Source organism: Roseiconus nitratireducens, assembly GCF_008629675.1.
In the GTDB taxonomy this organism is placed as follows: Bacteria; Planctomycetota; Planctomycetia; order Pirellulales; family Pirellulaceae; genus Stieleria; species Stieleria nitratireducens.
The window spans coordinates 55,460-69,171 of record NZ_VWOX01000019.1; the positions used below are offsets into that span (position 1 = coordinate 55,460).

Here is a 13,712-nt window from a genome sequence, read left to right on the forward strand (position 1 = left end):
TGTCTACTTCTTTCGTGCCTTGATACCCACCCGCGTTCCTTCGATGTTTTCCAGTCCCCAGTCGGCAATCGCTTTCAGCACCGGGAGGAGCGATTGCCCCTTGTCGGTCAAACGGTAGGCGTCGCGGCCTGGAAATTCGACCGAGGGATACCGCTCCGCCAATCCTGCATCGACCAATTTCGCTAATCGGTCGGAAAGGATGTTCGTGGCGATCTTCTCGGGCGACTCGGAAAACTCCTTGAAGTGGCTGCGTCCCAACGCCATGTCGCGAATGACGAGCAACGTCCAGCGGTCCCCAACGAGATCCAAGGTGCACGAAAGAGGACAAGGGGAGCGTCGCTTGCGTTTCATCTCTGGATCGACTCGGAAAAGAACATCTCAATCACTTGACACTTTATCTCCAGCACTTGCATAATGCAAGCTTCGCGACTTGCAAAGTGCAAGTCGCGAAAGTGATTCCACATGCTTGAGACAAACATGGACAACTACTCAACTTTCAATGCCGGACCCTGGTCAGAAATGGCGAACCACGTGTTCGAGCTCGGATCGCTTCGAGGATCCGGAAAGCTATTCCTGAGCGAGCGACTGAACTCCGACGGGGCCGAAATCTCGCTCAATCGAATCGAAGCCGGCCAATCAGTACCGTTCCTGCACCGCCACTCCGAACACGAAGAGATTTACATCGTGGTCTCGGGACAGGGCGAGTTCTGGATCGACGAACAATGCCTGCCCCTGGTCGAGGGAACGGCGGTCCGGGTCGCGCCCGCGGGCGTCCGGTGCCTCCGTGCTTCCAAACAGCAGGCCCTGAACTTTATTTGTGTGCAAGCTGTTTCCGGGACGTTGAAGTCCCGCAACGTTTCCGACGGTCAACTCGTCGCGGGAACACCCGTCTGGAATTGAATCCAGATCTACCCAACTGCTGATGGTAGCGGCACTTGCGGTCGGAAAGTGCCCGCGTGCCGGTGATGCCTCAATTCAACTCATCCGCGGCCCGCCAAACAGGCACCCAAGCCGCATTATCCGCAACACCCAAATTTCCCGCGGCACGTCAACGGGCCATCCAATTCAGCACGGCGCTGGAAAGCGCCGCTAGGAGGCCTGAGAGTCCGCATCATCCCCCGACGCGACAAAGATTTCAAATGTCGCGTCGTTGCCGAGTCTCGGAATAAAAACTGCTTCCACGGCAGCACGGCGTGAGAGGATTCACGTCCGACTTTGATTTGATACCGAGCATCTTCAAGGGCACGCCTATCCGGCGTGCCCGCTCACCGATCGGGAACGACCGACGCTCTCAGGCTGTTCCAGGTTGGTGTCTTTCGAAAACGCCGGGTTGTGCATTCTCACGGAAGGCCAGCGTCCGAGTTTGTTTCTATTTTGTTAAGGCGGAAGCGCGAGGACCTTTCACAGCGTGACGGGTCCCTGATTGCCTCTGACCGCATCGAGCCTGAGGAACAGGAGATTACATGAGCACTGCATTCGCAAGCCCGTCTGAAACGACCAGCAGCAGCGCCGCGGGGGCGTCCGCGTCGAGCGCCGGCGGCACCCCGCGCCGATCCGCCGTGTCCGCCGTCGTCAACCGATTGACCAGCCCGAAAACGATTGACTTCGTTGACGTTCCGGTTCAGGAGTACTATTCGACGAACGTGTTCACGAAATCGGTGATGAAAGATCGCTTGCCGAAATCCGTGTACAAGTCTTTGCTGCAGACCATTGATTCGGGCGCCAAATTGGACCCGGCGATCGCCGATATCGTCGCCTCGGCGATCAAGGATTGGGCGATGGAAAAGGGGGCGACGCACTACGCCCACGTGTTCTACCCGTTGACCGGCGCGACGGCTGAGAAGCACGACAGCTTCCTTTCGCCGACTTCAGATGGCGGCACCCTCTCGGAGTTCAGCGGAAAACAGTTGTGCCAGGGTGAACCGGACGGGTCCAGTTTCCCAAGCGGCGGGATTCGCGTGACCTCTCAGGCGCGCGGCTACACGATCTGGGACGTCACAAGCCCGGCCTATATCCTGGAAAACCCGAATGGCACGACGCTTTGTATTCCAACCGCATTCGTCTCGTGGACCGGGGAAGCGCTCGACAAAAAGACGCCCGTGCTGCGTTCGATGCAGGCTCTGAATCAGCAGGCTCAGCGGATCCTCAAGATCTTTGGACACACCGATGGGGCTTTCGTCGCTTCCACGGCTGGTCCGGAACAGGAGTATTTCCTGGTCGACCGGAATTTCTATTACGCGCGACCGGATTTGTTGAATGCCGGCCGCACGCTGTTTGGTGCAAAGCCTCCCAAGGGCCAGCAGTTTGATGATCACTATTTCGGTGCAATCCCGGAACGAGTGCTGGCCTTCATGTGCGAAGCCGAACGTGAACTATTCAAGCTCGGGATTCCCGTGAAGACGCGACACAATGAAGTCGCGCCGGGACAGTTCGAGATCGCACCGGTGTTTGAATCTGCGAACGTCGCCGCGGATCATCAGCAGTTGATGATGCTGACGCTCCGAAGGACTGCGGAAAAGTACGGCATGGCGTGCCTGCTGCATGAGAAGCCGTTTGCTGGCGTCAACGGTTCCGGCAAGCACGTCAATTGGTCCCTGGGAAGTTCGTCTCAGGGAAACATGCTTGATCCCGGCGGAACGCCGCACGAAAATGCGCAGTTTTTGGTGTTTTGCGCGGCGGTGATTCGAGCGGTCTACAAGCACCAGGGCCTGCTGCGTGCGGTGGTTGCCAGCGCTGGCAACGATCACCGCTTGGGCGCTAACGAAGCCCCTCCCGCGATCATCTCGATCTTCCTGGGCGACCAGCTGACCGACATCTTCGAGCAGATTCGTGCCGGCGGCGCCAACAGCTCCTTGCCGTCGGGAACGTTGGAGGTGGGCGTCGATGTGTTGCCGCCACTCCCGAAAGATGCCGGAGACCGAAACCGAACCAGCCCGTTCGCGTTCACTGGAAACCGGTTTGAGTTCCGGGCCGTCGGGTCGAACCAGTCCATCTCCGGTCCGTTGGTCGCAATGAACACGATCATCGCCGAGTCTGTTGACTACTGTGCGACGCGGTTGGAAGCTGCGACCGAAAAAGATCCGGACGCGCTGAATGGTGCGATCCAAACGTTGATCAGCGACATCCTCAGCGAATGTTCGCCGATTATTTTCAACGGCGACGGATACTCCGAGGCATGGCACAAGGAAGCCGAGAAGCGTGGTTTGCTGAATCTCACGACGACGGCGGACGCGTTGTCCAGTCTGGTCGGTGACGATGTCGTGTCGATGTTTTCCAAGTACGGTGTGCTTTCCGAACGCGAGCTTCACAGCCGGTTGGAAACCTACCAAGAACAGTACTGCATGACGGTCGATGTCGAAGCGAACTTGGCACTCAGCATCGCAAAAACAATGATCTTTCCGGCAGCCGTTCGCTACCAGAACGAGTTGGCTTCCACCTGTGCCAACCTGAAACTCGTCGGCTACGAGTTCGATACGGACACGCTTGATTCGGTGACCGCTTTGGTGAAGTCGCTGCAGGAGGGAATCGCGGTGCTGGAAGACGCCGTCACGCACGATTCTGCGTCAACTCCCGAAGACGAATGCCGGCATCGCTGCGACGCGGTCCTGCCTTCGATGCTCAAACTGCGGGAGACGGTGGACAAGCTGGAAGAGATCGTCGCGGATGACATCTGGCCCCTGCCGACCTACCAGGAAATGTTGTTCATCAAATAGGCAATGGCCGTGCACTTGGCAAGGTCGCCGGACGACATTCCCTTCCTCAAGTGCAAGGGGACGTCCGTCCGGTGGCCTGTCTTTAGCCATCAGGTCCTCCGCAAGCCCTTCGGGCAGCGGCGACGTCGCGCCCTGGTCTTCCGGAAGCCTTTTCTTTCCCACGGTTCAGCCTGCCAGGTTTCGTCAGGGAACGCTTCAGGTCGCCTTTCGGCTCGGCAGGTACCTCATCCGTTAAGCTATTTGAAAATCACTTCGTCATTGTTTTTAACGTGCTCATTCGGTCGAAGCACTGTGTTCGAAGGTTGTCAATAGTAGCTCTCATCGCAGTCGGGCTGACAAGCAGGCTGTCGTCCCGTCGGGACTGGATGGGGCGGTGGGATCGAGTTCCGGCGGGCGAGCCCGCCGGCAGGACGCTTTCGTCCCTTCGGGACTAAGGAGGCTGGCGACCCGGGGAAGCTTGTGGTCAGAATGTCATCTTGATACTCGTGGTGATTGGTCCAGTTCCGACAGGCCCAAAGGGCTGGCCAACAGGCTGTCGTGCCTTTGGGACTGGATTGGGCGGTGGGTTCGATTTCCGGCGGGCGAGCCCGGGCTTGCCCACCGGTTGGCGGGGACAAATCCTGAAGCAGCCCCGGAGGGGCGACAGCCACTGTCCGGCGAATTCGGTTACCTTCGATGAGGAGCCGCCGGAACACTTTCTGGCGAATTCTGCCAATTTCGATGCCTCTTGGTCACTCCGGCGGTCGCGACAACGACAGACCATTGAACGGTTGTTGTCTCCCCGAGAGTCCCCTAAGCCATGACGTCCCAGCCTGCCGCGAATGATTCTTTCTGTACGGACGATGTGATTGCCGCCGCTTCGGGGGACCGATCGGCGTTCGCACGTTTGATTGATCGACACGCCGGCATGGTGACCGGTGTCGCCTATGCCGTCCTGGGCGATTTTTCATCCAGCGAAGACGCCGGTCAGGAAGCGTTCCTGGAAGCCTGGAAGAAACTTCCCAGTCTTCGCGAACCGGGAAAGTTCGTGCCCTGGATCTGCGCGATCGCCAGACACCGTGCCTTGGACCTTGCCAGGCGATCCAAACGTCATCCCATGAACGCAGGGACGTTTGATCCAGAACCAAGTTCCGATCAGATCCGCGAGGAATCGTACAGCGAGGAAGAACGCGAGCTCGTCTGGGAGGCGTTGGAGAAACTGCCGGAGGCCTATCGAGAAACACTGGTGCTGTATCACCGTGGCGAACAATCGGTGACCCAGGTGGCGGAGACTTTGGGGGAAAGTCCCGCGACGATCCGCAAACGTCTCTCACGCGGCAGAAAGCTGCTCCGCACCGAAGTCGAACGCGTCATCAGCAAGACCCTTCATGGGACGGTGCCGAAGGCCGTGTTCGCCGGGGCCATCCTGGGCAGTTTGCCGGGGAACCTTCAAGCCGCCAGCGTCCTGGCGGGGACGTCCACCGGGGCAAAGGGGATTGCCGGGAAGACCGGGCTGGCCGCCCTGGGAGCAGGCATGACCGGAGGCGTCGTCGGGATGTTGGGCGGGATCGCCGGTGCGGGCATCGGCACCTACGCCAGTTACAAAACGACGCCGTTCAAATCGCAGCGACGGGTACTGGTCGGATCGTTTGTCGCACTCGTGCTGATGTCGATTGTGTTCCTGTTCCTGGTTCGGCACATTGCCGCACGGCAAGCCGGCGCCCAAGCGTTGTCGCCAGAGAGCTATCGGAATCTGCTGTTGACTTTGATCCTCGGGTTTCAAGCCACCCTGTTTCTCGTTCTGGGCGGCGCGATGTGGCACGTCAAGCGACTGGGGCACCGGGAGCGGGAAAAGGGGACCGAGCCGGAGGCGGATTTTGCCGCATCCATGTCTCGCCAGGATTTGTCGGGATGGGCGTACCGTTCCGACCGATCGTTCCTGGGCCTTCCCTGGGTCGAAATCCGGTTCGGTCGCCGCGACGATCAGTTCGGATTGATGGAGCGAGAAACGGCCGTCGGATGGATTGCCATCGGCGACCACGCCCGGGGAATCCTGTTTGCCGGCGGAGGCACGGCCGTTGGTTTGGTCGCCTGCGGGGGAGTCTGTCTGGGTGGGCTAGCGGTCGGTGGTATCTGCGTCGGCTTGTTCGCTTTCGGTGGACTTTGTCTGGGTGCGGTGGCGCTGGGCGGATTGGCGATCGGTGGCATCGCCGTCGGTGGAATCACGGTCGGTTTGTCAGCGGTCGGCGGCATCGCGTTTGGCGGGTATGTTTGTGGGGGCCTTGCCCATGCCTGGATCCAGGAGTTCTTGATCCCCACGCCCGCCGGACCAGCCCCCACCGATCCGTCGACGCTTCCCTGGCACAGTCGAGTCGCATGGCAATTCGCGCTCGGTCTTCAATCGCGGTATGCTTCGTCCATCATCTTGTTGGTCATCTTGATTTGCATGGGAATCGCCTTCAAGCTGAAGCACAGCCTGGCGGAACTGAAGGGTCGTCAGAGCTCAGACGGTTGAACGACAATACCTGAGTGACCCTTGGTGACCCGGGTGTCTCCGTTTGCAACACGGTTCGCTCCGTGAGAGACTTTCTTGCCAGATTCAAGACAGCACCGCGGACCCCATCCGCAAGATCTCGGACTGTTCGATGACCAGCACCGACAGGCACTTCGCTCTGCGACCGAAGACCTGAGTTGGTTGCTGAGCCGAGGCTACGCGCTGACCTCCTGCTTGAAACTGGTCGGAGACCGGTACCGGTTGCGGGCACGGCAACGCCTGGCGGTCGCTCGCTGCGCTTGTTCCGATGAAGCCCGCAAACGTCGACGACGAAACCAGATTCAGAGCTGCGATCTGGCCGGCGGAGAATTGTGGATCGATGGCTACAACGTGCTGACGTCGATTGAGGCGGCGCTTGCCGGGGGAGTCATCCTGTGTGCGCGCGACGGATGTTTCCGCGACATGGCAAGCATGCACGGCAGTTACCGCAAGGTTGCCGAGACCCTTCCCGCTCTGCAACTGCTGGCCGAACGTCTCTCGGATTGGAAAGTGGCTCGATGCTGTTGGTATTTGGACGCTCCGGTCTCCAACAGTGGTCGACTGAAAACCCTGATCGAAGGAATCGCAGAGCAGTGGGGAGCTTGCTGGGAGGTCAAACTGGTCGCCGATCCGGACCCGATTCTCGCCACCGCCGATCAGACGGTGGCTTCGGCCGACAGCCAGATCCTTGACGTCGCCCCGCGGTGGTTCAATTTGGCCCGGCGGGTGATCGAAGAGCAAATCGAAGGTGCCTGGATTGTGGACCTGTCCAGCCCTGGTAAAGCTACGGTTTCAAAACAACCTTGATGCAGCCGTCTGCCTTGTCTCGGAACTTCTTGTAGGCTTCCGGAGCATCCTTGAGCGATTCGACGTGGGTGACCACGAACGAAGGATCGATTTCGCCACTTTGAATTCTCTCCAACAGGGGCGATAGATAACGTTGCATGTGAGTTTGCCCCATGCGGATTTGGAGGGCCTTATTCATCGCCGTGCCCCACTGCAAACTGACGCTGCTAAAGTACACGCCGGGAACGGACACTTTGCCGCCCTTTCGGCTGCATTTGAAGATTTCATTCAACACGTGTGGACGATCCGATCCCAGGTGCAGAGCCGTCTTCGTCTCATCGACCACTGTCTGCAACTGGCCCGCTACATGATTCTCCGCCCCGACCGCGTCGATACAGCAGTCGGGTCCGCGACCGTCGGTCATTTCTTGAAGCGTTTCGTAGACGTCCGATTTTTCATAATCAATTACCTCCGCCTTCGAGACGGAGCGAGCCATTTCCAATCGTTCTGGCACGGTATCGATCGCAATGACTCGTTTTGCGCCCAACATCCAGGCGCTTTGAATGGTGAACTGCCCAACCGGGCCACATCCCCAAACCGCGACCGTATCGGTGGGTTTGATGTCACAATTCTCAGCCGCCATATATCCGGTCGGGAAGATATCCGACAGGAACACCACCTGTTCATCAGGCAAACCATCGGGAACTTTGATGGGCCCGACGTCGGCGTACGGGACGCGAAGGTACTCAGCTTGTCCCCCCGCGTAGCCACCCAGCATGTGGGTGTAGCCGAACAGGCCGGCCGGCGAGTGCCCCATCACTGATTTTGCCTGGTCCGCGTTTCGATTGGATTCGTCGCACAACGAATACAAATCGTTTTGGCAGAAAAAGCAGGAACCGCACGAAATGGTGAATGGCACCACCACGCGATCTCCAGGTTTCAAACGGTTGACCGCGGCCCCCACCTCCACCACTTCTCCCATCGGTTCGTGTCCGATGATGTCTCCTGATTCCATGGCCGGCGCTGCACCGGCCATCAAATGCAAATCAGATCCGCAGATTCCCGAGGCCGTGACGCGAATGATCGCGTCGGTGGGCTCCAGTATTTTGGGGTCGTCGACGTTGTCCACGCGAATGTCGTTTCGGCCGTGCCAGCATACCGCTTTCATTGTTTCGCCAATTCGGTTTGTTCAAATGATGATTGAAGATGAATTTGGATCGGCGATCAACGCGCGGATGCAAACACCTTTCGCTTCGGCGTGCCGATGCAAATGCAATGCCTACCGACGCCCGGACCGTCCGGTCCGGCAACGCATGTGACGAACTACGATCGCTTCAAACACCTTGGTGCTGTTCCGATATGAGTCCGCGTAAGATCATCTCTCCATGGAAAAACGAATCACGTCGAGACCCCTTCGGAGACGGTCGACGTGTCACTACTTTTGACGCTAGCGGAGAGCGATCTGCGGGAAAATTTGAGGAACGGCTTGACCTCATCCACCTAACCTAATAGTTTAGGTGAAACGAAGGAGAACCAATGCCGGGTCCGACGGAAAAAGAAATCGAACTACTCAAGGTGCTGTGGGAGCTTGGCGAAGGAAGCGTCCGAGCGGTGCTTGACCACATGGCGCCCGACGGCAGCGTCCATTTCAACACGGTGCAGACTCAATTGCGGATCATGGACCGCAAAGGTTGGGTGCGTCACCGTCGCGAAGGTCGCACGCTGATCTACCAGCCGGTGTACACCCGCAAACAGGAAGTCTCGCGGTTTCTCCATCAAGTCTTCGACGGATCCGCCGACGAACTCGTCTTGAACATGCTCTCGGCGGAAAAGCTCCCGCCCGAGACTCTTGATCAGCTTGAGGAGATGATCAAGCAAGCACGCGAAAAGCAACGTCGCAAATAGCGAGTTGCCGTCCCATCCGATCTCACCTTCGGGAGAACGCCGCCGTGTCATCCTTTTCGATGTTCCTGTCCGAATTGGCCGTTTGGCTTCTGGAAGCGGCCCTGGTCAGCACGCTGTTGCTGGCCGTGGGCTACTTGATCGCGACCCGATGCCGAAACCCCGCCGATCGATTGCGAATCTTGCAATGGACTCTGGCGATGACACTCGCGGCGTTCGTGTTCACCGCTTCGTCGTCGCGTTTGAAGATCGAAATCCCCGTCGCCCAAGCGAGCACGCAATCACAGCGAACGCTCGTCCAAAGCCGGTCCACCCCGTCTTCGGCACCCCGCGCTCTCACGACGGAACAGGGATTCGTCGACGGCACGGCGCTCAATCCACAGCGGGATATCCCGCCCGCTGACTCCGCCATTGCTGGCCCCGTTGAGGTAGAGAGCAATCATTCCATTGCGGAAGGTCCGCTTTCTGGTCCTCGCGCGACAGCCCCATCCGCTGCTGCAACGGAGGGTTCAATTCGATGGTGGTTCGTTGTCGGAATCTCGCTTCTCGCGCTCTATCTTTCCGGCGTGGCGTTCAGTGGACTTCGCTGGTTTGCTGCCCAGATCCGTTTGAACCATCTGTTGCGTTGCAGCCAACCGGTCCCCTCAGCGGTCAGCGACGAATTCCGCGGCATTGCAGGCGAAGCCGCCACGGACGTGCGACTGCGGATCAGTGCTCACGTTTGCACTCCAATCACCTGGGGGCTTTGGTCTCCGGTGATTCTGCTGCCAGCTTCCGTCGTCGGTGCACCGGATCGTGCAACGCTGCGATACTTTCTGGCCCACGAATGGTCGCATGTTCGCCGTCGTGATTCATGGACCTGGCAGATGGCGATCGCAACGCAGTGTCTGTTGTTCTATCACCCCCTGTACTGGATCGTCCGCCGAGAGTTGCTGATTTCGATGGACCGAATTGCCGACGCGGAAGCTGCCGGTCAGGGTGATTCCTCCATCGACTACGCGGCGTTTCTGGTGCAACTGGCACGTCAACGCAGCGGCGCGATTCCGCAATTGACATTGGGGGTCAGCGACAAACGTTCGCAACTGCAACAGCGCGTCAAACACCTGCTTGGCGGCGAAGGGCTTGCGGGAACCGTCTGTTCGCGGCGACGCAAACTGGCAATCGCTTCCCTGGCAATCCTGATCGGGTTGGCCGGCGCGATGATCCGTTTTGAAACACGAGCCGTTGCCGCAGATCCGCCGCAGGAAATCGAAACGCAGGAAAGCACGTCGCAAGACGACCCATCGCAGGAGGATTCGCCGCAGCCGTCCGTCGAAGACTCGGAATCCGAGATCGCGACTGAGCAACCGAACTCTCCACCCGCGATGAGTCCGCTGGAACTGTTTCAACAGATCTCAGACGCCGCCGAGCCCGCCGTCGGGGAACTCTTGAAGGCTAGCTGCCAGGAACGGCCTGATGGCAGCATCTTGTATGTCGGTTTCGTTCGCAATGCGGCCAACGACCTGCCAATCCCCGGTGCGACGGTCAAGGTTCATCGAAAGTTGAGCCGCGATCCGAAGACGGGCGGCTGGAGCACGATCGAGGTGACCGAGCATCGCTCCAACGCCATCGGACTTTATCATTTCACGCTCCCGCCGGAGCAGGTTGCTCAAAGCAGTTTGTACATCGAGGTCGAAGCCGCACATCCGAATTATGCGTCCAAGAGCCGCTCCGGCTATTCCCACACGATGATTCGAAAGAACCTGAAGATGGGTGAGCTGCCCTTCTACACGGAAATCCGACTTTGGCCGGGCGAGCCGATCGAAGGCACGATCGTTTCACCCGATGGTAAACCGTTGGAAGACGTGAAGGTTTCCATGTACGCGTCCTCGGATCAGGCATCCGGATTTCCGGCGGGTTCCTTCGATCGAACGGTGACTGACGCCAAGGGGCGTTTCCGGATCGTTCCCCCGACCCCCGGGGACGGCGTTCTTTGGATTCAACCGGAACAGTTCTCACCGCAGGCGCACCGCATCAGGGATCGTCGTGGCGATTGGGGCGAATTCAAATTGGAATCGGGCTCCACAACGCGCGGCAGAGTTCTCGACGTCGACGGCGATCCCGTCTCCGGAGTGCGGATCAGCGCCCGCCGTCAAGGCGATGGAGATGAAGCGGATGAGTATTTGAACTCCAGCCGAGTCGCCAACCAGATTGGCCGAGAAGTCGTCACCAGCGAAACCGGCGAGTATGAATTGACGTCGCTGCCCGTCGGAGATTATCGCATCCGCATTGAGCCAAACGCGAAGGAGGGCGACTACGATCCTCCGCCTCTGGAAGACGTGTTCGTGCAGCAGTCGCTGAAGATTGAGAACCAGGAGCCGCAAGAATTTGACATTCAGGCGCTTCCCCACGTGGTCCTCGACGGAACCTACCTGGACAGCAACAACCAGCCCCGCACCGGTAGTGAGGTCATGCTCTTCGGACGATTGGATGGAGAATTCTACTTCACGCAAAGCTCCTCCCCTGGAAAGGACGGCAAGTTCCAGATCCGCATTCCCCACGGCTTGAAGCAGACAAAGATGGATCTGATCACCAACGAGCACAGTGCGCTCAAGTGGCGAATGTCTCGCGAGCAGCCGCTTCAGCGGGGACGCAACGTCGATCTGGGCCTGGTTGAAGATGACATCACCGGATTCGAAGTCGTTCGCTACACCGCTCCGATTCTGATGGTCAAAGCCGTCGACGAGTCCGGGAAGATGATTCCCGACGTTGTGCCCATCGTGACGTACACCCGAGACGGCGACGATCGAGAGGGCATGGTCATGTACCCGACCGGCAGCCGAGTCAGCTTTGAAAAGCAGAATGACGGTCGGCACCGTTCTTCGCAAATGCTGCCGGACGAACCGATCGAAGTGACGGTGAAGAAGGACGGTTACTCGACCGAGCCTCAGCGATTCACACTCGGTGAAGGTGAGATCCAAGATGCCGAATTCGTGATCAAACCCGTCGCGGATCAACCATCGAAGACGCAATCCGATGATGAAGATTGATCCCGGAACGTCCTTGCTGGCGACGTTGCTGTTCTTCGCCTGTTGGCCATTGGTCAACGCGGCCGCCGAATCACCGGCCGCCGTCCCCAGGGGCGCAATCGTGGATCGACACGTCACGGCCCGCCTGGACCAACTGGATGTCCAGCCGGCGGCTTTGACTTCGGACACTGAGTTTTTGCGACGGCTGTCTTTGACCACGATCGGCCAGTTGCCGACCCCGAATCAAATCCGTGAATTTGTTGCCGATCCGCATGTTGATAAACGCGGTCGGATGATCGACGCACTCTTGCAACACGACCTGCATTCGGCACTGTGGGCGACGCGGTTTTGCGAATGGACCGGAAACGATTTCGAGACGCTGGCCGCTGGCGATGACGTCAAGCTTGCACTCGCCCAGCTTTGGCATCGTTGGTTCCGAGAGCGTGTTGCCGCCAACACGCCCTACGACCAAATCGTTCGTGCCGTGGTAACCGCCGACAGCCGCAACGACATTCCATTGGATGATTGGATCGACAAAGAGATCGCCGGGATCCAGGCTTTACGAGCAGGCAATCCGCCCAGCGGTGTCGACCGAGAGTCATTGGAGCTTTTCTATCAGCGAACGGATATCCAGGATGCCTACCCGGTGCGTGAGCTGGCCGAACGAGTTTCGTCCAGCTTTTTGGGAGTGCGTCTCAATTGTGCCCGCTGTCACGATCACCCGTTTGATCGGTGGAGCCAAGACGATTACCAATCTTTCGTCCGATTCTTTGATCAGGTCCGCCACGGGCAATCGCCTGAATTGCGTCGCGCCTTGTCAGAACGTTTGGCGAACCGACGCAAGCTTCGGGCCCGCGGTGAATCTCCCGGGCCTCCGATACCGCGGATCACCGAAGTCTATGTCGCCGAAAGAATCGATCAAAGCGAATTGCCGCGACCGCTCGACGGCGCGAGGGATTTCAAGGTGACCGCGGATGCTCGGGCTTCACTCATGGATTGGATGGCCGCCACCGACAATCCATTCTTTGCGAAAAACTTGGTGAATCGCGCGTGGGCACATTACTTCGGCCGCGGGCTGGTTGAACCCCTGGATGGGCTGACCAGCCATCTCGATGATGCGACGTATCCGGAGCTCTTGGACGAGCTCGCCCGTGAATTCGTCGTCAGTGGTTGTGACATTCGATGGTTGGAACGCGAACTTTTGAATTCGGCCGCCTGGCAACGATCTTCGGTGACAAGCAAAACTTCAGGCGGGGATCCTCAGAATCTGGCTCGCGCTGAAATCCGTTTGCCGCCGGCGGAAGTCGTTGTCGACATGTGGCACGACGCCACCGGGGTCGAACGCCAATTCGGCGATCCACTCTTTCGCGGTTTCACGGCGATTGAGATCGGACCAAACCGACTGCCAGACAGCCCCTGGGACGCCTTCCTGGATCAATTCGGTCGGCCCGAGCGGTCCGTCACATGCGATTGCGGCCAGAAGCGTCGGCCTTCGATTCGACAGGTGCTCACCTTGATGTGTGATCCGAAGCGGCTAGCTGATCTCTCCAGCGGTCACGTTGCCAGGTGGCTTTCCGACGATTGGGACGACGAACAGATTCTGGACGAGATGTTCTTGCAAACGTTGTCGCGTTGGCCCACCGCCAAAGAGCGACAGGCTGCTCTCGACATGCTGCAAAGCGGACCTCGGCGTCAAGCCTACGAAGACATCCTTTGGGCACTCGTCAATACGACCGAGTTCATCACGATTCACTGACCAGAAACCTCCTCAACCGCTCTCCGCAGTCCCCC

The 13,712-nt window shown here is 58.8% G+C and carries 9 protein-coding genes; 7 read left to right on the forward strand and 2 right to left on the reverse strand.

Annotated elements, in window-relative coordinates:
* Positions 1-3 precede the first annotated feature (3 nt).
* Positions 4-351 (reverse strand): winged helix-turn-helix transcriptional regulator, encoded by a 348-nt coding sequence (locus FYK55_RS24275; RefSeq protein ID WP_150079219.1) that lies wholly within the window; start codon positions 349-351, stop codon positions 4-6.
* A gap of 111 nt (positions 352-462) precedes the next feature.
* On the opposite strand from FYK55_RS24275, the gene FYK55_RS24280 reads away from it, so the two are divergent.
* From FYK55_RS24280 to FYK55_RS24295, 4 genes are all read left to right on the forward strand, one after another.
* Positions 463-900, forward strand: coding sequence for a cupin domain-containing protein (locus FYK55_RS24280; RefSeq protein ID WP_150079220.1), 438 nt, complete (start codon positions 463-465; stop codon positions 898-900).
* Positions 901-1,463: 563 nt separating this feature from the next.
* Complete coding sequence (locus FYK55_RS24285; RefSeq protein ID WP_150079221.1) at positions 1,464-3,713, forward strand: glutamine synthetase III family protein; 2,250 nt, start codon at positions 1,464-1,466, stop codon at positions 3,711-3,713.
* A gap of 799 nt (positions 3,714-4,512) precedes the next feature.
* Positions 4,513-6,207, forward strand: coding sequence for an RNA polymerase sigma factor (locus tag FYK55_RS30005; RefSeq protein ID WP_150079222.1), 1,695 nt, complete (start codon positions 4,513-4,515; stop codon positions 6,205-6,207).
* 75 nt (positions 6,208-6,282) lie between these two features.
* On the forward strand, positions 6,283-7,032 hold the full coding sequence (locus FYK55_RS24295) for a DUF434 domain-containing protein (protein WP_150079223.1): 750 nt from the start codon (positions 6,283-6,285) through the stop codon (positions 7,030-7,032).
* Here the strand turns inward: FYK55_RS24295 and FYK55_RS24300 are convergent.
* Positions 7,010-8,179, reverse strand: a complete 1,170-nt coding sequence (locus FYK55_RS24300; RefSeq protein ID WP_150079224.1) for a zinc-dependent alcohol dehydrogenase — start codon at positions 8,177-8,179, stop codon at positions 7,010-7,012. The two genes, FYK55_RS24295 and FYK55_RS24300, sit on opposite strands and share 23 nt — an antisense overlap.
* 368 nt (positions 8,180-8,547) lie before the next feature.
* Here FYK55_RS24300 and FYK55_RS24305 point away from each other — a divergent pair, with 368 nt between their 5' ends.
* The 3 genes from FYK55_RS24305 to FYK55_RS24315 are packed head-to-tail and all read left to right on the forward strand — an operon-like array spanning position 8,548 to position 13,677.
* Positions 8,548-8,916, forward strand: a complete 369-nt coding sequence (locus tag FYK55_RS24305) for a BlaI/MecI/CopY family transcriptional regulator (protein WP_150079225.1) — start codon at positions 8,548-8,550, stop codon at positions 8,914-8,916.
* A 44-nt stretch (positions 8,917-8,960) separates the two neighbouring features.
* Complete coding sequence (locus tag FYK55_RS24310) at positions 8,961-11,942, forward strand: carboxypeptidase regulatory-like domain-containing protein (RefSeq protein WP_150079226.1); 2,982 nt, start codon at positions 8,961-8,963, stop codon at positions 11,940-11,942.
* On the forward strand, positions 11,929-13,677 hold the full coding sequence (locus FYK55_RS24315; protein WP_150079227.1) for a DUF1549 domain-containing protein: 1,749 nt from the start codon (positions 11,929-11,931) through the stop codon (positions 13,675-13,677). The genes FYK55_RS24310 and FYK55_RS24315 overlap by 14 nt, the downstream gene beginning before the upstream one ends.
* The last annotated feature ends 35 nt before the right edge of the window (positions 13,678-13,712 follow it).